At 44.3% G+C, this 21,805-nt stretch carries 20 protein-coding genes; 10 read left to right on the plus strand and 10 right to left on the minus strand.

Going from position 1 to position 21,805, the window contains the following annotated elements; genetic code table 11:
- Window positions 1-309 precede the first annotated feature (309 nt).
- The 3 genes from GXO74_08475 to GXO74_08485 form a co-directional block, all read right to left on the minus strand.
- Window positions 310-1,164 (minus strand): ROK family protein, encoded by an 855-nt coding sequence (locus GXO74_08475; GenBank protein ID NOZ61704.1) that lies wholly within the window; start codon window positions 1,162-1,164, stop codon window positions 310-312.
- A gap of 181 nt (window positions 1,165-1,345) precedes the next feature.
- Complete coding sequence (locus tag GXO74_08480) at window positions 1,346-1,816, minus strand: hypothetical protein (protein ID NOZ61705.1); 471 nt, start codon at window positions 1,814-1,816, stop codon at window positions 1,346-1,348.
- Between the two features lie 242 nt (window positions 1,817-2,058).
- Window positions 2,059-2,367, minus strand: a complete 309-nt coding sequence (locus GXO74_08485) for a glycoside hydrolase (protein NOZ61706.1) — start codon at window positions 2,365-2,367, stop codon at window positions 2,059-2,061.
- 188 nt (window positions 2,368-2,555) lie between these two features.
- Here GXO74_08485 and GXO74_08490 point away from each other — a divergent pair, with 188 nt between their 5' ends.
- Window positions 2,556-3,944 (plus strand): polysaccharide deacetylase family protein, encoded by a 1,389-nt coding sequence (locus tag GXO74_08490; protein ID NOZ61707.1) that lies wholly within the window; start codon window positions 2,556-2,558, stop codon window positions 3,942-3,944.
- 136 nt (window positions 3,945-4,080) lie between these two features.
- Window positions 4,081-4,731, plus strand: a complete 651-nt coding sequence (locus GXO74_08495; GenBank protein ID NOZ61708.1) for a hypothetical protein — start codon at window positions 4,081-4,083, stop codon at window positions 4,729-4,731.
- Window positions 4,732-4,774: 43 nt separating this feature from the next.
- Here GXO74_08495 and GXO74_08500 read toward each other — a convergent pair whose 3' ends face one another.
- Both GXO74_08500 and rlmN read right to left on the minus strand, forming a co-directional pair.
- On the minus strand, window positions 4,775-5,635 hold the full coding sequence (locus tag GXO74_08500; GenBank protein ID NOZ61709.1) for a cation transporter: 861 nt from the start codon (window positions 5,633-5,635) through the stop codon (window positions 4,775-4,777).
- A gap of 155 nt (window positions 5,636-5,790) precedes the next feature.
- Window positions 5,791-6,831, minus strand: a complete 1,041-nt coding sequence (rlmN, locus tag GXO74_08505) for a 23S rRNA (adenine(2503)-C(2))-methyltransferase RlmN (protein ID NOZ61710.1) — start codon at window positions 6,829-6,831, stop codon at window positions 5,791-5,793.
- A 196-nt stretch (window positions 6,832-7,027) separates the two neighbouring features.
- Between rlmN and GXO74_08510 the strand changes: the two genes are divergently transcribed.
- The 3 genes from GXO74_08510 to GXO74_08520 all read left to right on the plus strand — a co-directional run bounded on the left by GXO74_08510 (window position 7,028) and on the right by GXO74_08520 (window position 10,590).
- The gene (locus tag GXO74_08510; GenBank protein ID NOZ61711.1) at window positions 7,028-8,032 is read left to right on the plus strand and encodes a MoxR family ATPase; all 1,005 of its coding nucleotides are present in this window, start codon (window positions 7,028-7,030) and stop codon (window positions 8,030-8,032) included.
- Window positions 8,033-8,034: 2 nt separating this feature from the next.
- Window positions 8,035-8,946 (plus strand): DUF58 domain-containing protein, encoded by a 912-nt coding sequence (locus tag GXO74_08515; GenBank protein ID NOZ61712.1) that lies wholly within the window; start codon window positions 8,035-8,037, stop codon window positions 8,944-8,946.
- A gap of 75 nt (window positions 8,947-9,021) precedes the next feature.
- A complete protein-coding gene (locus tag GXO74_08520; protein ID NOZ61713.1) occupies window positions 9,022-10,590 on the plus strand; it encodes a HAMP domain-containing protein in 1,569 nt (522 codons plus the stop codon).
- 27 nt (window positions 10,591-10,617) lie between these two features.
- Here the strand turns inward: GXO74_08520 and GXO74_08525 are convergent, their stop codons facing one another.
- Both GXO74_08525 and GXO74_08530 read right to left on the minus strand, forming a co-directional pair.
- Window positions 10,618-11,883 (minus strand): hypothetical protein, encoded by a 1,266-nt coding sequence (locus tag GXO74_08525; protein ID NOZ61714.1) that lies wholly within the window; start codon window positions 11,881-11,883, stop codon window positions 10,618-10,620.
- A 101-nt stretch (window positions 11,884-11,984) separates the two neighbouring features.
- A complete protein-coding gene (locus GXO74_08530; GenBank protein ID NOZ61715.1) occupies window positions 11,985-13,121 on the minus strand; it encodes a MinD/ParA family protein in 1,137 nt (378 codons plus the stop codon).
- A gap of 314 nt (window positions 13,122-13,435) precedes the next feature.
- Here GXO74_08530 and rnhC point away from each other — a divergent pair, with 314 nt between their 5' ends.
- The gene (gene rnhC, locus GXO74_08535; GenBank protein ID NOZ61716.1) at window positions 13,436-14,323 is read left to right on the plus strand and encodes a ribonuclease HIII; all 888 of its coding nucleotides are present in this window, start codon (window positions 13,436-13,438) and stop codon (window positions 14,321-14,323) included.
- A gap of 19 nt (window positions 14,324-14,342) precedes the next feature.
- Here the strand turns inward: rnhC and GXO74_08540 are convergent, their stop codons facing one another.
- A complete protein-coding gene (locus tag GXO74_08540) occupies window positions 14,343-14,768 on the minus strand; it encodes a hypothetical protein (GenBank protein ID NOZ61717.1) in 426 nt (141 codons plus the stop codon).
- Between the two features lie 347 nt (window positions 14,769-15,115).
- Here GXO74_08540 and GXO74_08545 point away from each other — a divergent pair, with 347 nt between their 5' ends.
- From GXO74_08545 to GXO74_08560, 4 genes are all read left to right on the plus strand, one after another.
- Window positions 15,116-15,976, plus strand: a complete 861-nt coding sequence (locus tag GXO74_08545) for an RNA polymerase sigma factor RpoD/SigA (protein ID NOZ61718.1) — start codon at window positions 15,116-15,118, stop codon at window positions 15,974-15,976.
- Window positions 15,977-16,255: 279 nt separating this feature from the next.
- Window positions 16,256-16,915: a hypothetical protein gene (locus tag GXO74_08550; GenBank protein ID NOZ61719.1), complete on the plus strand. Its 660-nt coding sequence runs from the start codon at window positions 16,256-16,258 to the stop codon at window positions 16,913-16,915.
- Between the two features lie 60 nt (window positions 16,916-16,975).
- Complete coding sequence (locus GXO74_08555) at window positions 16,976-17,791, plus strand: rhomboid family intramembrane serine protease (GenBank protein NOZ61720.1); 816 nt, start codon at window positions 16,976-16,978, stop codon at window positions 17,789-17,791.
- Window positions 17,792-17,802: 11 nt separating this feature from the next.
- Window positions 17,803-19,305, plus strand: coding sequence for a hypothetical protein (locus GXO74_08560; protein NOZ61721.1), 1,503 nt, complete (start codon window positions 17,803-17,805; stop codon window positions 19,303-19,305).
- A gap of 51 nt (window positions 19,306-19,356) precedes the next feature.
- Here GXO74_08560 and GXO74_08565 read toward each other — a convergent pair whose 3' ends face one another.
- Window positions 19,357-20,040, minus strand: coding sequence for a response regulator (locus GXO74_08565; protein ID NOZ61722.1), 684 nt, complete (start codon window positions 20,038-20,040; stop codon window positions 19,357-19,359).
- Window positions 20,041-21,055: 1,015 nt separating this feature from the next.
- On the minus strand, window positions 21,056-21,805 hold a 750-nt coding region (locus tag GXO74_08570; protein ID NOZ61723.1), incomplete at its 5' end, for a T9SS type A sorting domain-containing protein.

Raw genomic sequence — 21,805 nt, forward strand, 5'->3', positions numbered from 1 at the left:
CAGCAGCCTGCCGATTATCAGACGCCCAGCTTGAGGAAATTAGAAAAGCCAAGAGCACGCAAATAGTCTTTTTCATTTGCTAATCCTCCTGTAAAATTGAATTTTATTTGAAAGGACAAATCAAAGGGTATGCCTTGTGCCGGTGTAAAAACGGCATTTAGTGGTCTTTGGCTGAGAATCTATGTCCATTGAAAAGATTTTTTAGGAAAGTTCAGAACATCAAGAGATTTTTTCTAACTTGAATTTACAATTTTTTTTGAAAAAATCAAGGGAAAATTTGCGGAATAGTGTGAATGTTTAGTTCGGGACTCAATTTAACCCATCTCTGGCAATGTAAATCGCTCCCATCAAAGCTGTGTTGTATCCCAATTTGCTGATGCGGACTTCCGGAGCCGGCGTCATTTTCAAATGATCTTTCATCACTTTTAGGGCCTGATTAAAAAATTTCTCTCGGGCGCCAGTGGCAATGCCACCGCCCAAAACGATCACATCGGGCAAATAAAGTGCCGCTAAATTTCGTAGACCCTGACCCAAATTATAAGCAACTTCTTCCCACTCGGCATCGTTCAAATTTTCCGCCTTTTTGCCGTAAATTCGTTGAATTCCGTTTCCTGAGACAAGCGCCTCCAGGCAATCCGGAGCTCCGCATTCGCACTGAACTCTTTCCGGATGACCGCAGCGAAACGGAATCGACTGATGGCCGATTTCCGGATGGGCGCCGTCTTTTCCGCGATAATTTTTTCCGTCCGCGATGAAACCGCCACCGATTCCGGTGCTGATGGTCATGTAGAGCAATTTTTCAGGACGCGGTTGAGCGGATTTGTATTCTGCCCATGCGGCAACATTCGTATCCACGTCCACAAAAAACGGGCAACCGAATTCTTTTTCCATAATTTTTTTCAGCGGCACATCTCGCCATTCCGGTTGATGCAGCGGAGAAACAATTCCTTTTTTCCAATTTAGAGGCCCGCCAATTGCTGCGCCCATGCCTAATATTTTTTCGCTTCCGGCAATCTCGCGCGTCATTTTTTTGAGCAATTCAATCCCTTCTTCGAGGCGCTGCGGCGTTTCGTGGATGACGCTGTGGAGAAGATTTCCGTTTTCATCTCCGGCTCCGACCATGAACTTTGTTCCGCCAATATCCAGTCCGACGTAAACGCTCATTTCTTTTCTCCATAACCGTAGTAAGTTGGAAGCACTTAATTCGCAAAATTAAATCAACCACAAAGTCAAGAAGGCACAAAGGTCTTTGAAAAATTATTTTATTTCTTGGTGTCTCGGCGTCTTTGTGGTAAAAAAATATTTTTGTGTTCTTATTGGCTTTGGGATGATATCCTAATACCAATTAAATATCAACCAGTTTTTCCTGATAATTTTCCACGACAAATTTTTTGCCTTTTTGAATGACTCTATGCCCTTCAGCCTCGAGCATCAATTTTTGGTTCTCGATTGCGCCGGGATATTTTTCATTGAGTTCGCCGCTGGATTTCAGTGTGCGCCAGTAAGGCGTAATATTTTTCACGCCGGCGCGGGCATCCTCGTCCGCGGCGTTTGCGGCAATCCAGGCAAAAATTCCCGTCGTAATGGGACATCCGGTAGCGGCGCCATGTTTGATTGCCAATTTTTCACGAATGATATTGATTGTGATCAGTTTTCCCTCGGGAACCTGACGCATGATTTCATCCACTTCGATGGGCGCCGGAATGACGACTGTGCCCACGCCCCAGATTTTCGACTGTTTTTCTGTAATTTGTTCCACTTTGGGCAGGTTTTTGCTGTCAAGTAATTTTTCTTTCCAGGTTTTCTTTTTTGCCATTGTTATTTCTCCCTTTTATTCTCATCGAAGAATGAGTTCATTTTCGATTTAATGCGATGCAAAAAAATGGTTAACCCGACGGGTAAAAATCTGGCAGGTTTGGCCTCTTAATTTTTCCGAAACATAAAAGATAGAGAAAAAAATTGACATTTTCAATTAATTTTTTTGGTGGGACGATTTTTATTTTGCTTAAGTTGAGATGTACGCCACCTTCAAAGTAGCGCACATCTGATTCGGGAAATTCAGGTCAAGACGACAGAATTGTCAGTGCCGGGAAATTGAGAGGAAACATATTGGTCTGCGTTCCAGTCGTTTTCCCACGTTCCGTCATCAAGCAAATAGCGAAATTGATATTGTTTCCCGGTTTCCAGATCGAGCCGCAGGGTAAAGTCGCCGTTGCTCAGTTTTTTCATCGGATTCGCTTTTTCGTCCCAATTATTGAAATCGCCGACAAGATAGACTTTTTTGGCCTGCGCCGCCGGCTTTTTCTCCAGTCGAAACGTCACCCGACACAGCGATTTTGATTTCAAATATTGTTTTTTCAAGCTCATTTTATGCTCCTAAAATGTTTTCTACTCAGCAAATAATCGGCTTTGTGCCCGAAAATTTTCCGTGATTAAATTTTTTACTTGCTTTTTTCAAAAAATTCAATTAAACTTATCTTGTTAGATAATTCTCAAGCCAAAAGATTCTCTGATTCTGGCATTTTTTCAATTTAATCAAATAAATTTTTGTGCTAATGACTGACACCTGCAAAAACCACCCCGACCGCGAAGCCAAGCGCAAATGCTACTATTGCAAAGCGCCCATTTGCGCGGACTGCCAACGCAATATTGCCCACCACATCTATTGTAGCAAGAAATGTTTTTTCAAAGATATTTTCAGCCGCAGCATGTTTTTTGTCGTCAATCGTCTAAAAATTTTTTGGCAGCACGTGGTTACAAATTACAAAACGTTGCGCGCCAGACCAGCCAATTTAGTTTTGGTCTCCGTTCTACTGCTGGGTTTGCTCAGCAGCATCTGGCTGAACATCAGCAACAGCGGCAAAGTGAATCATCTGCAAAAACAAATGGCTGACTTGCAAGAAAAAATAGCTGTCGCCGATTCGCTCACCAGTGTCCAGCAAATCGCCCGTCATCTCGACACCCTAAAGGTGACGAAACCGACGATGCCTTCCATGGTCATCCGCAACAAAATTACTATTGAAGGCGAAACGGAAGACAACCGTGTCGTGACAATTTCCGCCGATGGAAATTTGCTGGCGGCAAAATTGGTCAAAGCGAATAAATTTACTTTTGAAAATATTGAAGTAAAACCCGGGCGAAATCGGTTCACCGTTCGGGCTTTGAGCGAAGACGGATCGAGCATTCTGTTGGAAGAGGTCAATTTTAAATATGCGCCGCCCACGCCGTCGTTTTTAGCCAGAGATTTTACTCGCGGCTCAATAAACAAAAAAGAAATTGCGCTCACCTTTGACGGCGACTATCTGGACAATATCACCGACGAAATTCTCGATGTGCTTAAAGAGGAGCATGTCCACGCCACGATGTTTTTGACGGGCAGATATATTCGTCGCTACGGAAAACACGTCCTTCGCATGCTGGAAGACGGCCACGATATCGGAAACCATAGCTGGACACATCCGCATCTGACTACATTTGAAATAAACAGAAAGCACGACACGCGCTCCGGCGTCACCAGAGAATTGGTTCAACAACAGCTACTCAAAACCGCGGAGCTATTTCGTCGGTTCACAGGTCGGCGAATGAAACCCTTCTGGCGCGCGCCTTACGGAGAGCACAACGCGGAAATTCGCCGCTGGGCAGCCGAAGTCGGCTTCCGCCAAATCGGCTGGACAGTTGGCAGGGATTGGCAAAACAACATGGACACGCTCGACTGGGTGGCAGACACAACAGCGACGATCTACCACTCTGCAGAAGAAATCGTCGATAAAATTCTCTCTTTCGGCGAAAATTCTCCGCACGGCGCGAATGGTTGCATTATTTTGATGCATCTGGGCACTTTGCGCAAAGGAGATTATCCGCACGAGAAGCTTCCCACAATAATTCGCGAGATGAAAAATCGCGGCTACCAATTTGTGACGATTTCAGAACTGCTGACCAACTGAATGAATTTTCGTTTGCTGTTTCCGATTCGGAGAACTGTATCTTTGCCAAAATTGTGACATCAAATAGAAAAATAGCTCTCTCTTTTTCAAAACGAACGCCGACAAACCATCAACTTAAAATCAGGAGATTCAGGAGATGAAATTTTTTGACAAAATCAAACAAAATTTTCAAAAAAGTTCACAGGAAATTTCAGAACTTTCCAGCGATCTGATCGAGAAAGGGAAAAAAGTTAGCACCCAAGGATTGGAAACAATGCAAAAATTGTATTCGCAAATCGAGGGCAAAACCACTGAGGCAACGACTGTCGTAAAACTGAAAATGCAAATTTCGAAAATCCAAAAGCAGATTCAACAGGAAAAAATGGAACTGGGAAAGCAAGCTTTTGAAATATCCCAGCAAAAAGATGCCAGGCTGACCAAGTCCGCTCTGGCAGATCAAATCAACAAAATCACCGAGTTGGAAAAACAAGCGGAAGCAACCAAATCTGAATACGACAATCTGCGCAAAGGCATGTCCGATTCTTACGTGGTCGAAAAACTCAGCCAGGACCTGGAAAATTCCGGCGGAACAATTGATCTGTTTGTAGTTCCGGAAAATTCTTCCGTAACTGGCAAGACACTGAAAGAAATCACCTTGCCCAAAGATGTGCTGATCACTTCCGTAAAAAAAGGAAAAGAAGTCACAATCCCCGACGGAAACACAAAGCTCGAAGCGGGCGATCAGGTGACGGTCATTGGTAAAGTTGAAGATGTCGAGAAAACGATTAAAAAATTTGTTTCTCAATAGATGACTTTTTTTAAACTAAATTCCCGGCATGAATTGAACGTCATCAAACCGGTTCAATGTGAATCGTAACTTCCATGTCGAGTTTTTGACTCACCAATTTTTCCAATTCATCCACTAACCGATGCGCGTCTTGAAGCGACGATTCGCCGTCGATAGAGACGTGAAAGGTGAGCTCCCTGTGGCTACCGTATTCGTGCAGGTGAAAATGGTGGGCGTCGAGGATGCCGGGTAAATTTTGCGCAATGATTTGCCTGACTTCTCCTTCAAGTGAATGATCCAACTGCCTGCCAATCAACAAATCCGACGTTGAACGAAAAATATCGTAAGCCGCCTTTAAGATTAAAATTGACACGATAATGCCCATTGCCGCGTCAATCCACCAGAGCCAGCGACCGAGAAAAGCGCCGACGACAATCAAAAACGAAGCCACGGAGTCGCTGCGATGGTGCCAGCCATCGGCAATGACCGACTGCGCCTGGAGTTTTTTCCCGGCGCGGATGGCAAATTGCGCCAGAGCCTCTTTGATGATCGCGGAAATTAAAAACACAATGATACTCGTTAAGCCAAAAACGACCACATCTTTCGCCAGAAAATGTTTGATTGAATCGCTGAAAAATTTCACACCAACAATTGCTAACAGCGTACTGATCACAATGGCGGCAATGGACTCCGCTCTGCCGTGGCCAAAAGGATGCCCCTCATCAGCCGGCTTGCCAGAAATCCAGGTCCCCAAAATGACAATGCCCGAAGTCAAAGTGTCGGAAAGCGTGTGCCAGGCGTCGGCGATCATCGCCACGGAACCGGTCAGCGTCCCGGCCCACAATTTGATTCCAAAAAGCACTGTATTCACTCCGGCCGACAACCAGCCTTCAAAATAACCTAATTTTCTCTGACTTTGAACCATGAAATTCCTTTCAATGATGACGATTTATTCGGCGTCAAAAACAAGCAAAATAAAACAATATCAGTATTCATTGAGCGCAACAGACGCACTATTCATAAAAAATTTGGTAATTTCTTTTCACTCTTTACATTTTCCCCATGCCAGCGTATAACAATTCACTTTGCGGCTTGCTCCTGATGGGAATGATACAATTGTCCGCACGCCGCATCGATGTCCACGCCTTTGCTGCGACGCACAGAAACGATAATCCGCAATGGCAAAAGTTCGCGCAGAAAATATTGAATGGCCTCTTCGGTCGGCGCTTGCCAGCGATCATCGGTCGGATTGTAGGGGATAATGTTCACTTTGCAACGCAAACCGCGTAACAGTTTTTTCAAATTTTCCACATCTTCTTTTCGGTCATTCACGCCGGCGATCATCAGATACTCGAACGTGAATAAATGCCGCGACCTCTCGGAATAATATTTCGCCGCTTCGATTAACTGGCGCAACGGATATTTTTTGTTAATCGGCATCAACTCAGATCGCGAGAGATCGTCAGAGGCGTTCAACGAAATCGCTAATTTGAAACCCTGATTTTCATCGGCAAATCTTTTTATTTGCGGCACAAGTCCGGCAGTGGAAATGGTAATTTTTCTTTTGCCCACGGCGATTCCGTCGCTATGGCCGATGAGCGTTGCGGCTTTAATCACATTTTCGTAATTCAAAAAAGGCTCGCCCATGCCCATGAACACCAAATTTGTCGCATCGATGTCCATGGTTTTCAGCACCGCCAAAAGTTGGTCGACAATCTCTCCGACAGAAAGATTGCGCTGGAAACCCATGCGTCCCGTAGCGCAGAACGAGCACCCCAGAGCACAGCCAACTTGCGACGACAGACACACGGTGCGCCTTTTCCCATCGACCATAAAAACGCTTTCGATGAAGTGGCCGTCGCGCAACCGGAATAAAAATTTGTTCGTCTCGCCGTCGGCGGAAATTTGCCGATCAGCAATTTCGACGTGTCCCATTTCAACTTTTTCTTTCAGTTCGTCGCGGAATTTTTTGGAAAAAACCGTGATTTCGTCGACATCGGAAATACGGCGCTTATACAGCCAATTGAAAAGTTGGCGGGCGCGAAATGCAGGCTGACCAATGGAAGCCATGAAATCTTCCATTTCCTCGAGAGTCATGCCGGTGAGGTTTGTTTTATTCATTATTTTTAATTTACTAAATTCTTGATTTTTGTGCAATAAAATATTTGCATTTCAGCAAAAAAGTTCCTATTTTAAACCGTTGAAACAAACCGTCATCAAAGGCATATAAAAATTAGTTTGTTTTGCCACAAAAAGAACAGCCTTAAAACGCTGCTGATAAATTTAAGTTTCACTTCAAATCCGCTGCGGAGGACTCATGACCGAAAATGTTGCTGCAAAAAATGACATGGAAATTGTCAAACAATTAAAAGATTCGCACGATAAAATTGTCAAAGAAATTGGCAAAGTGATCGTCGGCCAGCGCGACGTCATCCACCAAATGCTCATCGGGCTGCTGGCTCAGGGACACTGTCTGCTCATCGGCGTCCCCGGTCTGGCGAAAACTCTATTGATCAGCACGCTGGCGCAGGTGTTGGATTTAAAATTTTCACGCATTCAGTTTACGCCGGATCTGATGCCTTCGGACATCACCGGCACCGAGCTCATCGAAGACGACCTGACGACGGGGAGAAAAGCGTTCAAATTTGTCAAGGGACCTGTTTTTGCCAATATTGTTTTAGCCGATGAAATTAATCGCACGTCGCCCAAAACGCAGGCGGCGTTGTTGCAGGCGATGCAGGAACACGAAGTTACCGCAGCCGGTGAAACTTACAAATTGGAAGAGCCGTTTTTCGTTTTAGCCACTCAAAATCCGATCGAGCAGGAAGGCACGTATCCGCTGCCCGAAGCACAGCTCGATCGTTTCATGTTCAATTTGTGGGTTGATTATCCTTCTTTTACGGAAGAAAACCAAATCGTGAAATCGACAACCAGCGCCTACGAGCCGAATTTGAAAAAAACGCTTTCAGGGAAAGATATCATCGCATTGCAGCGGCTCGTTCGGCGCGTCCCGGTGGCGGACAATGTCATTGATTTCGCCGTCAAGTTAGTCAGTTTGACCAGACCGGGAACAAATGGCGCGCCCAATTATGTTCGCGATTACATCCGCTGGGGCGCCGGTCCCAGAGCCAGCCAGTATCTGATTTTGGGCGCCAAGACTAACGCCATCCTCGACGGCAGACCCACACCGGACATCAGCGATGTAAAAAAAGTGGCCATTTCAGTTTTGCGCCACCGATTAGTGACCAACTTCAACGCCGAAGCCGACAATGTCAGCCCGGTAGAACTTATTGAAAAATTGATCGACGAAGTGAAAGATTGACCATGCCAATAACAGAAGCTGTCGATTACCGAAAATATTTGAATCCGGAAGTGGTCTCGCGGCTGAAAAATATGCAGCTCCGCGCGCGGCTTATCGTCGAAGGATTTATTTCCGGACTGCACCGCAGTCCCTACCACGGCTTCAGCGTGGAATTTTCCGATTATCGTCCCTACATGCCCGGCGACGAAATTCGCCACATCGACTGGAAAGCTTACGGCAAGACCGATCGTTTTTACATCAAACAATTCGAAGAAGAAACCAATGTCAAAGCCTACATTCTGCTGGATATTTCCGCTTCCATGTCCTACTCTTCTGAAAAAATCAGCAAATTGGAATACGCCTCGTACTTGGCGGCGGCGTTGTCATATTTGATGATTGAGCAGCGCGACGCCGTGGGGCTCATCGCCTTTGACGAGAAAATTCAAAATTATCTATCGCCACGATCGGTACGCAGCTATCTCACACAAATTTTATCGGTGCTGGAAACAGTCAAACCCACAGAAAAGACGAACATTGCTTTGACTTTACACACGATGGCAGAACGCATTCATCGCCGCGGTCTGATCATTTTGCTCTCTGATTTGTTGGATGAGCCGGCGCAGGTTTTATCCGGGCTGAAACATTTTCGTCACCGCGGTCACGAAGTGATTGTGTTTCAAATTCTCGATCCGAGAGAAATTGACTTTGATTTCAAGAAAAATGCCCTGTTTCGCGATGTGGAAACCGGCGACAAAATGAGTACGCAGCCCTGGCACATTCGTGCGGAATACCAGCGTTTGATGAGCGATTTTGTGCAAAATTATCGTCGGGAATGCCGAAATAATTTAATTGATTTTGTAGCGCTCAATACCGCCATGGACTTTGATCGGGCATTGTTGGAGTACATGATTAAAAGAAAAAGGTTGGGTGGCTAAAAATCTTGATATTTCATCCGCCTAAAAAGTGACCTGTGTCTGCTCTCTTTGTCGCGATAAAAAACGATTGAACCCATGAATATTTTTTTCATCTGGCTCACAATTCTCTCTGTCGCGCTGGCGATTTACCTCATCTCCATTTATCGAAAATCCAGGCGCGGTTTTCGCTTTCAAGTAAAACTCACTATTATTTTCATTCTGTTGGTGCTGGTTCCGGCTATTCCTTTGACGACTTTTGTCAGCGCGCTGCTTACGCGAAGCATGCAAATGTTTCTGCTCCCTGGCATGGACAACACATTGGTCAGCAGCCTTGAACTGATAAAATATCAATTGGAACGGGAAGGTGTTTTGCTCATTTCTGATTTCGACCAGTCGAATGCGAAAGGAAATCTGCTTTTGCAAAAAAATGGTGTGCTTTTTGTCGCTGAATTTGAAAAGCAAGGCGATGAAATACATGCCCTGCGAAAATTTTCTCGCGAAGCGGCTGCTGACACAATCTGCGAAAATTTTGATCAACAAATCGTAAATTCCATATTTGCTGGCGAGATTGTTAGCCGACTCTTCGCCGGCGATGTGAATGCTTGCGAGGTATTTGTACCAATCGACAACACAAAATTTCGCGTCATTGGTTTTGAAATCGATCCGAAAATTATCACCGTCAAAGAGAACCTGACCGAAGCCATCCGCGTTTACAACTCGCTCTCCCTTTTCAAAAAATCAGTTGAGGAAGGGCAATTGATCTGGGCGTTTTCCACGATTTTTATTGTTTTGCTCACTCTCATCGCGGTTTACGCGGCAAAAACGCTGTCGCGAGGCATCAGCGAGCCAATCATGGAGTTGGCAGCGGGAATGAAAAAAATGGCTGCTGGCGAAGTTGGCGCTCCGGTCAATGTCAAAGCCAAAGACGAAATCAAATTTCTCATCGATACCTTCAACCGCATGGCGCAGGAGTTGAAAACCAGCCAGGAAAAATTGCTCCGCGCCGAACGCATGGCTGCCTGGCAGGAACTGGCGCGCCGCGTCTCTCACGAAATACGAAACAGCCTGACGCCGATTCAGCTTTCTCTGCGACGCTTGTGGAATAAATTCGAGCCGGAACTGGGGTCGGACAATCCTATCGTGAGCATTCAGGAAGAAGTGGAATCTTTAACCAGATTGGCGGAGGAATTTTCGCAATTTGCCCGTATGCCGCAAATTTCTCTGGAAAAAGCGAACGTGCATGACATCATCAAAAGCGTGGTCACTCTTGTTCAGGCACAGCCCGGCGTGCCAAAAATTCGCGTCCGGCTCGATGAGTCCGTTCCGCCGATCCGCCTCGATCGCGCACAATTTCGCCGTGCTCTGTACAATGTGCTCAAAAATGCAGTGGAAGCCAGTCAGCCAAACACGGCGAACAAGGAAATTTTCATCACGACTAACGCCATCAAAGCAGAGGGCAAATCTGTAAAAATCGAAATTATCGACCGGGGAATTGGCATTGAATCGGAGCTGTTGAAAAAAATTTTTGAGCCTAATTTTACAACAAAGAAGAGAGGAATGGGTTTGGGCCTGGCGATTGTGAAAAAAATCATCGAGGACCATGACGGCGAAATTCAGTTTTTCAGCACGCCGGGCAAAGGCACGAGAGTTACGATTGTTCTTTGATTTTTCCCATTCCCTGCGTGCCGAAGACTATTGTTTTATCACCTTAATTTCATCGACATACCCGCGCTCGCAAACACGATTTTTGAATGTCATAAAATAAATCGAATCGATCGAAGGGACTGTCGAGCCGATCCAGGTGGCGGATTCGGCTTTGAGCTCATTATTCACAAAAACTTGAAAAATCTTTTTTTCACACGAAAAAACAACCTCGACAAAATACCATCTGCCGGCCGCGACGTTTGTGATATTTTCCCAACTGCGATTGTGACTGAAAAACTCCATCTTTCCTTCGCGAATGGAAATTTGCGGACCCAAATGAGCCGTGTCCGCTTCGTTGGAATAAAGTCTCAATCCGAAATAGTCCGTCGCGTTGCTCACTTTCCAGTAAAAAGAAATCATTCCCAGATCCATCGACGCAAAGTGCGCCGCAATGAAACTGTAGCCTTGCACAGTAGAGTCCATGAAACAAAGACTATTTCCCTGCTCGTTGTAACTCGTCTCATTGGTGATGTAAATCGAACTGGCGGAGTCTGCGATTGTCCACGGCGGAACCGGCGGCTTCTCATTTTGAGAATAGGTGTCAAACGGCTCCCAGAAAACCAGACTGCCTTTTTCCGTCGTGAAATCCCACACAGGCCCGAGTTGAACACTTTCATATTCGTCGCGCGCCGTTACCTGCCAATAAAATTTCGTGTCAAAAGGTAAAAGTGACAAAGCAAAAGAAGTATCTGACAGGTTTGCCCTTAATGGCCGCAGCGAGTCCGCCTGAACGCCCCAGGAAACATCGTACGCGACCACGCTGAAGGAATCCGGGTCGCCACCTTCCCAGGAAAAATTCACATCATCAATTGCCACATTTTGTTGATGATTCTGCGGCATTGGATTAGCTGGAATTCTGGGCGGATTGTTGTGCTCCACTCTGGTTCGGAAATTCCAGACAGGCCCCTCAGTCTGCAAGTTTTTCTGGTCCCGCACAATCACTTGCCAAAAATACTGGCTGTCAAAATCGAGCGAATCGAGCCGGAGCGAATCCGCTGGCAAATTTGCCTTGTACAAATGAGGGTTGGCATTATTTTTTTGCAAATAAATATCGCAACGGAGCGTGTCATATTCGTTGGGATCCGAAGTTTCCCACTGCAAAGTCAACGCCACGGGCATTCGCATCGCTCCGTCTTCGGGGAAAACGAGTTGCGGCGCGTTGGGCGGTCTATTTCGCAGCTCAGGCGGCAACGGTTGATGGCAATAAATGACGAACAACGCCAATACTGTGAGCAAAAGCTGTGTTTTTTTCATTGTACCCCTATATTTTTTTAACAATGCGAACATAAAAAACCTGTCCGACGCCGCGTTCAGGCAGGTTTTTTCCAATGAAGCAAATTGGAGGAAACATGAAACTAATTTTGATTGACAAACCCAATGTATTTTATTCGGCACGGATGCCCGCCCATTTGATAGTTACAATTTTGCCAAAGGCTGCATTGATTTGAACAGATCAGCGAGTTTACATCTACAAAATCGCCCATTTTCTTCAACGCCCTTTTTCCGCTTTGATGCGGCTTTTCTGACTCCGCCTTTCCGGTCAAATATTGCGTCAGCCTTTGAAAAGTATCCGTGCCTTTTTTGACATCAGCAAACAACAAATCCCAGGAATCATGGCGCAAAAAACGCCGCAAATTTGTTTGAAAAGGAATATTGCCGGTGAATTTAATGCCGACGCCAAACAAATCTTTGAGCGCCAAATCCAGCCATTGCGCGAAAGTGCGATCGTCGTCCCCGCGCGACATATTCAAAACGAAGCGCGGTTGAAAATTTTTCGCGATGGACATTACTTTTTCGTCCGACTGCTGCTCACCTTTGATCAAAACCTTCAAAGTTCCCGCTGTGTTTTTGTCACTTTGAAAGTAGGCGTTGCTGATTAATTCTAATTTCTCGTCATCGTCACGGTACGCGGCCTCCAATTTTTTCAAAATGCACGTTTTCAAAAATCGAAAATTTTCCGCAATTACCGCCGGCTCGGGCGTCCCCAGCAAAATTTTAGTACCAGCATGCAAAAACAGATAAATATCCGTAGCTTCAATGCCACTCCCCAAATCAAAAATAACGTAATCGTAATTCAATTTGGCGGTTTCGCGGAGCAATCTTCCGGCAATGAGCAAATTATTTTTTCCGACCCGCAGCGAGCGGGGATAACGAAAAATGACGTCAATGTTTTGAAATTCCGTCTGGCAAATCAGCTTGCTCGCATCAAGCTTCACATCCGCCTCGAACTCAAGCAGTAGGTCTTTGCGCTGCTGGATTTGAAACAAATGGTGCAAACACGGGCTGCTGAAATCGCTGTCCACGATCAAAACTTTGTAATTTTGCGCCGCCAATTCATGAGCCAAATTCATGGCAAAAATTGTCTTACCGACTCCGCCCTTGCCGCTTCCAATCGCTATTGTATGAGTTTTTTTTTTGAGAGCTCGTTTAATGGGAAGCTCTACAGCCGGAAAAGTGAACGCCAATGGTGCCGCTGCTTGTGTTGTCTTCATCTCGCACGTCCCAAAGTTGTTAGCATACCCCCGATAAAAATAAAAAAAGATGCAGCCCTGGTTGCAGCCCTCGATTAATGAATGCTGCAAAAAGCAGACCACTTAGCGCTTTCTTTCTATTTCACACATTTAATCCCGCTCCTGAAACTACGATTAATAATAGGGTTATTTGCCTTCATTCTCCAAAAAATTTGTAAAGAAAATCAGTTTTTTTCATTGGTGAAAATCTTGCACTTTGAAAAGAGTTGCTTCTCAATTTGAAATTGTTTATATTAAAAAAAAATGAAAACCCAGTCTCTCAGGAAAAATTTGAAATGCCAAAAAACGTATTTACAAGCAAATTTGCGCCGGAGCAGGAAGAACAATTGCGGTCTATTTTAGAACAAGACGGTTTTGAGCTGAAGCCCGTCGATCACGCTTTCTGGCAAGCGCAGCGGGAACGCGTTTTCATCACTTTTTATCGCAGCGGGAAAGTCGTCATTCGCGGCAAAAACATCGAAGATTCAATTGAAAAATATCTTGAGCCGCTAAAATCCACGTCGGCGGTTCACGGCCTGGAATCAATTGAAAATTTGACCAGATGGGCGGGCAGCGACGAATCGGGAAAAGGCGATCTATTCGGGCCGCTAGTCATTGCAGCGCTTTTTGTGGACAAAAACTCCGAACATTTGTTGTGGCAAAAGGGAATTCAGGACAGCAAAAAAATCAACGACAGAAAAATCACTGAATTGGCGTTTTTTATTCGCAAACATTTCAAACACACCATCATCACCCTGACGCCGACAAAATACAACCGGCTCTACGCAAAATTTCAAAATCTGAACAAACTTCTCGCCTATGGCCACGCGCAAGCCATCGAGCATTTGCTGCAAAAAGTAGATTGCACGGTTGTGCTTTCGGATCAATTTGGCGATGAAAAATTGATTCGGGAAGCGCTGTCATTAGAGCACAAGATTCATCTCGTGCAGAAAGTTCGCGCCGAAGAAAATTTAGCCGTTGCTGCGGCGTCAATTTTGGCGCGGGACAAATTCGTCCAATCACTGGAAAAACTGGCCATAAAATATCAAATGAGCTTCCCGGCGGGCGCCTCTCAGCCGGCGCAAACGGCCCTGCAAAAATTTATCAAGCGGCATGGAAAAGAAGAATTGAAAAATGTCGCAAAATTGCACTTTAAGCCGATTAAAAACTTGTTGGGGAATTAAACTGGTCGGAGCTTAATTGTTAGCGAAACAGCGCCTTAATGCTGCCCCAGGTGTATTTCGCGCCGGAGATGGACGGGGTTACTGAAATGACTTCGGAGTGCAAGCGGAAGCTGCCGTCAATGTCAATGATTTTGAGCCGATAATAAAAGGTGCGGCTAATAGTAGAGGTTTTGAATACATTTTTATCTTCAAAGCTATATTCCTGGCGGCTGGTTGAATTGCCAATCGCCCGAACCGAACCGATTTTTTTGAAATCAGTATTATTTAAGCTGCGTTCTATTTCAAATGTTTTGCAATTGACTTCGCTGATAGTCGCCCAATGCAAGGTGACTTTGCTATTTCCGGGGGCTCCGTGAAATTCAACAATCACCGCATTGCCGTACACAAGAACAAAACTTGCACACGCGATGAGGGAGATAAATACCACTGTGATCTTTTTTTTCATTTTTTCCTTATCCCAATTTCACGCCGACATATTCAGCATTAGTATTATATAAAATTTAACACAAAAAGTCAAGATATTTTTACAGTTATTTGCAATTTCTTTGCAGCAAATTGAAATCAGAAAAATCAAGCAAAGATACAGCCTCAAAAATCAGTTTAATTGAAATTTTTCGATTTGCGATCTTTTGATACTACATTCAGTTGAATCACAGCCAGTTGACCAATAAAAGCTAACTAACTAATTGTTTTTAATAAAGATGTTATTGTCTGCATTTTGATATTGACAAGAATTGAAAAAATTAGTATATTTATGACTAAAATTCAACGGATTGTCGTAGAGGGAAATCTATGGCAAAATCTCTAAAAAGCTCCCAAATTCACATGGGCGACCACTCTCTTGATCAATATCTTCACGAGATTGGAGAAGTTGGCTTGCTTTCGCCGGCAGAGGAAATTGAATTAGCGCGCCGAGTGAAAGAAGGCGACCAGGAAGCGCTCGAGAAAATCACCAAAGCCAACTTGCGCTTCGTCGTCAGCGTCGCCAAGCAATATCAAAATCAGGGACTTTCGCTGGGCGACCTGATCAACGAGGGCAATTTGGGTCTCATCAAAGCGGCAAACCGTTTCGACGAGACGCGCGGCTTCAAATTTATTTCTTACGCCGTGTGGTGGATTCGCCAATCCATTTTGCAAGCTTTAGCCGAACAATCTCGTATCGTCCGCCTGCCGCTTAATCGCGTCGGCACCATGAACAAAATCGGCAAAGCGTTCAGCGAATTGGAACAAGAATTCGAGCGCGAGCCTTCTCCCGAAGAAATTGCCGAACAGCTTGACCTCTCTGATTTCGAAGTATCGGATACATTGCAGCGGTCCGCCAAACATCTTTCTTTGGACGCCCCGTTCAACGAAGAAGAAGAAAATCGCCTGTTGGACGTTCTGGAAAATCAAAATCAGCCTGCGCCAGACAAGCAACTGATGAATGAGTCTTTGAAAATAGAGCTCAATGAGGCGCTGTCAACCCTCAGCAAACGCGAAGCTGAGGTGGTCAAACTTTATTTTGGCTTAAATTCTGAAACTCCGCTCACATTAGAGGAAATCGGAGAACATTTCGAACTCACACGCGAGCGCGTCCGTCAAATTAAAGAAAAAGCATTGCGCCGTTTACGCCATGCTTCTCGCAGCAGAGCTTTACGCAGTTATCTTGGATAACCGTCAAACATGGTCACTGTTCAGCGCCAAGGACTTGAAGACTCCAAACACATTTTATTCAAAGCGGTTCCCAGAAAATTATTTTTTTATTAGATAATTAAATATTGAAGCCTTGGCGGCTTCGAGGCTGAATAGTTACCAAATATGCAACCAAACGCGCCTCAGTTCGTTATATCTTTATAGACAACAAATTTTTTTCTCTTCCCGACTTCTTTTTCCTTGACTTTTATCGTAATATTTGATAAAATTCATAATATAATAAACAGAGGAGGCAAACCAATGAAAAAAAGTATGATTTTTTTCAGCGCACTAACTTTCGCTATTTTTGTTTTCTTCATTGTTCCAACGGCATTTTCACAGCCAAGACCAATGACGGCGACGACTTTAAAAGCGGGATATTTCAACCCCAAAGGCTCCAAAGCCGGCCTAATTTTTGGCGCCATGCATTCCTGGATTGTCGATGAATCTGTCGACATTGGCCTCGCCGTCGATTTTTTCCACAAACAGCACACGGCAGAAACTCAAATTGCACAATCCGTTTCCACCGGCGGCACCGTGGAAAACGAGGTTCGTACCGATGCGCAATTCACCACCAACATTGTTCCGATTTACGGCATCATCAACGTTAAGTTTCCCGCGGGACGCTATTTCGATTATTTTGCCAGCGGCGGGTTAGGCTATGCCATGCTGTTCAGCAAAGAACAGTCCTTCGGAGAAAACGCCAGCAAAACAAGCCGTTTTTACAGCGGTTTTAAATGGATCGTGTCCGGCGGATTTAGCTATCGTATCGGATCGCGATCTTCGTTCATCGGCGAGGTTTTTTACGATGGCACCAAAGTCAGCCGCGACAAAAAAGACGACGTCGGCGCTCCGGTGCGCTACGAAGTTGACCTTTCCGGGCTTGGTTTTCGCATCGGTATTCGGATGGGATTCCATTAATATTTTGACGGCGATAAAATCGACAAAATTCGCCAACAACGAACTTTAAAGTGAGTCACCATGAGTTATCCGCAACGCTCACAATTTCAATTTCGATTCGGACCGGGAATAATGACCCCCGGCGTTAAGTATCTCATTGTTGCTAACGTCGGGGTGTTCGCATTGCAACTAATTTTCGGAGACACGCTCATTTTCTGGTTCGGGCTTCATCCGACAATGCTGATTCATCGTTTTTTCGTCTGGCAATTGGTGACATATCTTTTTTTGCACGGCGGTTTTTTTCATATTTTTTTCAATATGCTCATGCTGTGGCTGTTCGGCGTCGATGTGGAACGTCGCTGGGGATTTCATGAATTCCTGCGTTACTATTTCATTTGCGGAATCGGCGCCGGTTTTTTTCATCTCATCTTTCAGTCATCGTCGGTAATCGGCGCTTCGGGCGCCGTCTATGGCGTGCTGATTGCCTTTGTTTTGCTTTATCCGAACAGGCCCCTCTTCTTTTTTCCGTTTCCGATTTTTTTGAAGGCGAAATACTGGGCGCTGATTTTTATCGGCATCTCCCTCATTTTTGGCATTTCTGGCGGCGGTCACATCGCTCACTTCGCCCATCTGGGCGGCATCGCGGTGGGATTTTTGTATTTTAAAATTCGTTCCGGCTGGCGTTTGAATTATTATTTTTATCAAAAAAAGGCTGAGCACAAGGCAAAGAAACGCGTAAAAGAAGAGATTCACCGTCAGAAATTACGGCTCGAAGTGGATTCCATTTTAGACAAAATTACGGAAAAAGGTTACAACAGCCTCACAGACAGGGAAATTAAAACCCTGAAACAAGCCAGCAAATTGTTAGCCAGAAATGAAAACGAAATAAAGGGCTGAAATCGGTTTAGATGAAAAATTTACACACTTATTTGCTGCTGATTTTTTGCATTGTCTCTTTTCGTCTGAATGGCGTTATCGCCCAATCGATTACTGTCATCCACGCCGATGGATCGGTTCACGCGGGGCTCAGAACAGAATCTTTTCAAAACGCGCTTTTTGTTGCGCTGGAAGATTTTGCCGATATTTTTAACGCGCCAGTTTATTACGATTCGACGAGGCTTGTTTCGTCCGTTCACATTGCTAAAAAGAAAATTGCCATTGCTCCGCTTAATTCTTTCCTCATGGTGGATAACCGCTGCTATCAATTGCCCGTGGCGACAAAATTTTTTCGCGGAAAAATGTACGTGCCGCTTTCCTATTTTTTTGAGATTGTCAATCGGGAATTTCCGGGAAAAATTAAATACGATCCCAACAAGAAAACGCTCTCTATTTTGAAACCGATTTATTCGAAAAAGCCAAATATCCGAGATATTGACATTGAGCAAAAACTAAACGGGACGTTAATTGCCGTGGTCGCCAACAAAAATTTCACCGAAGCGGACATTTCGTTGCGAGCAAGACATCGCTGGCTCTACCTGGACATTTACGGCGGCATCGTCGATTCGTTGCAACTTTATGCTGAATACCAGCAGGGAATGGTCGCGCGCATCGTACCCAGCCAAGTCTCCAATGAACTGGCTCAAATTGGCTTTCGTTTGCGAGACAAAATTGTAGAAAAAAACTTCATGTTGCCATCGCCCAGAAAAATTATTATTACTGTCAAAACCAAACGGGACGTTTCCGATGAGATCAATCGCGTGATTGAGCAAGAAAAGAAAAAATGGCTAATCGACAAAATTGTCATTGACCCCGGGCATGGCGGCCGCGACCCGGGCGCAATCGGCGCTCACGGTATATACGAAAAAAATGTCGTTCTGGCAATTGCCAAATATCTCCGCGACTATCTTGTCAACGGCCTGGGTGTAACCGTTTTGATGACCAGAGATTCGGATAGGTTTGTGGAACTCAAAGAGCGCCCAAAATTTGCGAACCGAAATCAGGCTAAACTTTTCATCAGCATTCATGCGAATTCCAATCCACAAAAGTCGCTGCGGGGCGTCAGCACCTATTTTCTGGGACCCGACAAATCAAACGAAGCCCGCGAAGTGGCGCAATTTGAAAATTCGGTAATCAAATATGAAAACAAAAGCAACTATTCCGATATGACTAACGAGCAGTTCATTCTCAGCGCCGGCGCACAAAGTATGTACACCAAAGAAAGCGAAGATCTCGCCGGCATGGTGCAGGAGACGATCATGGAGCAATGCGGCTTACAAAATCGCGGCGTGCGGCAAGCCAATTTTTATGTGCTCTGGGGCGCGTCCATGCCCAATGTTTTGATTGAGACGGCATTCATTTCCAATAGCAGGGAAGAAAAACTTCTGCGAACGCCGTCATTTCAAAAAAAACTTGCCTACAGCATTTATGTCAGCGTTAAAAAATTCAAGGAAAAATACGAGTCCATGTTTTAAAAAAAAGCCCCCGGATTGCTCCAGAGGCTTTGGAGGGAGGAAAAAATGAGTCTAAAGGAATCTATAACCTGTGCCGTGAATCGTCTCAATGTACTGAGACGGATATTTGTACTCACCTAATTTTTCCCGCAATCTTTTAATATGCACATCCACCGTGCGATTGGTCACATAAACTTTCCGTCCCCAGACTTTTTCCAGAATCTCTTTGCGGGAAAACACGTTTTCGCGCCGAGACGCCAATAAATAGAGCAGCTTGAACTGAATGTAAGTCAAATCGATCGGTTTGCCAGATTTGCGCACTTTGTGCTCATCCAGATCAATCTCGATGTCTTTGACACGAATCTTCTTGCTGCCAATGCGACGCAATCGCTCAATCACAGCTTTCATGCGCGCGATCATCGTCTTGTTATTGAAAGGAGAAACAACGTAGTCGTCAGCGCCCAATTGAATCGCGCGAATCACTTCATTTTCATCGCCCTCCTCGGAAATCATCAACAGCGCGGATTTTCTCGTCTCAAAATCATCTTTCAAATTGCGACAGACATCCCAAATTCTGTTTGTAAAACCATCAACATTCACCAACACAGCGGCCGGTTTTTCCTCTGCCGCCATATCCTTGACCTCTTCCGGATCAGAAGTTTTAATAATTTGATACCCTTCTTTTTCCAGTTGCGCAGAAAGCTCTTCCATGACGCCTCCCCGCGCATTAACGATCAAAACTTTTTGTTTTTCCATCTTATACCTCTTTATTTCGTTAAGCCAAAATTTTCATTGAATAGAAAAAACAATATAGGCTCTTTGGTTGCGCTTTTTTGTAATTTTTTCGCTTTCGTTAAGATATTAAGCAAACATTATGCCAGTATGTTGTTTTTAGTGAACATTTGTTAAGTTAGCTTTAAAACAATTAATCTATGTAAATAAATTTTTGTTATTAAGTATGTTTTGGTAATTATTTCTATTAACTATCAATATATTAGATACTTAATTCTATCCTTTTTTGCCATATTTTTTTTCAATCACATTCTCTCATCAAGCCGCTGTAGAAATTATTGTTGAATTTTCACCAATTCGACTGTCTAATATTTTAAAAATATTAAAATAAATAGTTATTATTATTTATCCTGTTATTTCTCATAAAGTTACTTCGTAAGAATAATCTTATTGTACTTAATTGCGATTTTTCGGACATATTGTATTCGATTGAAACATTATTAATTCTATCTATGATATTAATTAGATGAAAACTTATCACCATACTGGTAAAATATCGTCCATTTGTTAAGAATTTTTAATTGTGATTAAACAGAGAAAATATTCTACCGATAGAAACATTCAATTTGAAATGGAATATTGCAAACAATTTTCAAAAATGAAATTCGTGCAAGAAATGAAGACAAGCCAATTACAGCATCCTATTTTCATCTGAAGCTGCAAATTTACAATTTCAGAACGTGTTTTCTTGACTTCTTTGCAAAGTCTGGATAAGCTTTTCACTCTGTTGGGAACTAACTCATTCGCTTTCCGGGCAAAAATTTACTATTCCGCCGAGTAGAAGTTCAATTTCTTGCGCACAAGAAAAGGCCCCTCAAAACGGAGCGAATGCACTCTGAAAGAAAAAAATATACGAAAACCGCAATCTCGACAATCAAAAACAAAATACTGATGCCGATGAGACTGCGTCTATTGTAATAAAAAAGCCCACTCCCGATTTGATCAAGAGTGGGCCAAAAAGCATTTGCTACGTCAGAAACTATTTCATCAAAATCAGACGTTTCGTTAATGACGTCCGTTGTTGATTTTCTCCGCGATAAACGACTTTCAGCAAATAAATTCCGCTGCTCGCTTCAGACCCATATTCATCGCGACCATTCCAGAGCATTACTTTTTCTCCGGCCATCACCTGATCGTCGCTCAATGTGATCAACTTTTGGCCGCGAATATTGTAAATTGCCGCGAACAGAAGGCCGCTCTCCGGAATTTCCAGCTTGATTTTTGTTTCCATGTTGAAAGGATTTGGATAAGGAGCGCAAATCTCAAACGATACTGGTACATCCTGGACCATGACCGACGGCTCTTGCGGTCCATTCGAACCATTCTTTGCCAACCCAACTGCTTCTAATTTTACAGCATCGGCTACGATCGGCGTGGCAACAGCTCGAATCTCTACCATAAAATCTCCGTTAAACGTGTACTCACCTAACAATACCCACTGCTGGCTCACTGCTTTTTGATCAACTACATGTTCTGCAACACCACCGCTATGATGAATTTGATATTTCGCCTGGGAATCACCACCGTATTTGTAATATCCCCAATAAGCCCACACGCGATAAGTGCCAACAACTCCACTCCGATGCCACTGCGCGCGAGAGCTATTGTTGTAGCTCACTCGAGCTTCACCATTCCAACCCTTGTAAAACGACGAGCCATTGGGCTTAGTCTTCCATGTCCCGGCGACTTCCGTATAACTCTCTGCGTCTGAATCATCCAAAATAATCTC

This window comes from Calditrichota bacterium, from assembly GCA_013152715.1.
Lineage (GTDB): Bacteria > Zhuqueibacterota > Zhuqueibacteria > Thermofontimicrobiales > Thermofontimicrobiaceae > 4484-87.

Excerpts from the sequence above, each read along its gene's own strand:
- GXO74_08540 (NOZ61717.1), bottom strand. The coding sequence starts at position 14,768 with ATGAAAAAAAAGATCACAGTGGTATTTATCTCCCTCATCGCGTGTGCA.
- GXO74_08530 (NOZ61715.1), bottom strand. The coding sequence starts at position 13,121 with ATGAAGACAACACAAGCAGCGGCACCATTGGCGTTCACTTTTCCGGCT.
- rlmN (NOZ61710.1), bottom strand. The coding sequence starts at position 6,831 with ATGAATAAAACAAACCTCACCGGCATGACTCTCGAGGAAATGGAAGAT.
- GXO74_08480 (NOZ61705.1), bottom strand. The coding sequence starts at position 1,816 with ATGGCAAAAAAGAAAACCTGGAAAGAAAAATTACTTGACAGCAAAAAC.
- GXO74_08565 (NOZ61722.1), bottom strand. The coding sequence starts at position 20,040 with ATGGAAAAACAAAAAGTTTTGATCGTTAATGCGCGGGGAGGCGTCATG.
- GXO74_08490 (NOZ61707.1), top strand. The coding sequence starts at position 2,556 with ATGACTGACACCTGCAAAAACCACCCCGACCGCGAAGCCAAGCGCAAA.
- GXO74_08555 (NOZ61720.1), top strand. The coding sequence starts at position 16,976 with ATGAGTTATCCGCAACGCTCACAATTTCAATTTCGATTCGGACCGGGA.
- GXO74_08525 (NOZ61714.1), bottom strand. The coding sequence starts at position 11,883 with ATGAAAAAAACACAGCTTTTGCTCACAGTATTGGCGTTGTTCGTCATT.
- GXO74_08520 (NOZ61713.1), top strand. The coding sequence starts at position 9,022 with ATGAATATTTTTTTCATCTGGCTCACAATTCTCTCTGTCGCGCTGGCG.
- GXO74_08495 (NOZ61708.1), top strand. The coding sequence starts at position 4,081 with ATGAAATTTTTTGACAAAATCAAACAAAATTTTCAAAAAAGTTCACAG.
- GXO74_08500 (NOZ61709.1), bottom strand. The coding sequence starts at position 5,635 with ATGGTTCAAAGTCAGAGAAAATTAGGTTATTTTGAAGGCTGGTTGTCG.
- GXO74_08560 (NOZ61721.1), top strand. The coding sequence starts at position 17,803 with ATGAAAAATTTACACACTTATTTGCTGCTGATTTTTTGCATTGTCTCT.
- GXO74_08510 (NOZ61711.1), top strand. The coding sequence starts at position 7,028 with ATGACCGAAAATGTTGCTGCAAAAAATGACATGGAAATTGTCAAACAA.
- GXO74_08475 (NOZ61704.1), bottom strand. The coding sequence starts at position 1,164 with ATGAGCGTTTACGTCGGACTGGATATTGGCGGAACAAAGTTCATGGTC.
- GXO74_08515 (NOZ61712.1), top strand. The coding sequence starts at position 8,035 with ATGCCAATAACAGAAGCTGTCGATTACCGAAAATATTTGAATCCGGAA.
- GXO74_08550 (NOZ61719.1), top strand. The coding sequence starts at position 16,256 with ATGAAAAAAAGTATGATTTTTTTCAGCGCACTAACTTTCGCTATTTTT.
- rnhC (NOZ61716.1), top strand. The coding sequence starts at position 13,436 with ATGCCAAAAAACGTATTTACAAGCAAATTTGCGCCGGAGCAGGAAGAA.
- GXO74_08545 (NOZ61718.1), top strand. The coding sequence starts at position 15,116 with ATGGCAAAATCTCTAAAAAGCTCCCAAATTCACATGGGCGACCACTCT.
- GXO74_08485 (NOZ61706.1), bottom strand. The coding sequence starts at position 2,367 with ATGAGCTTGAAAAAACAATATTTGAAATCAAAATCGCTGTGTCGGGTG.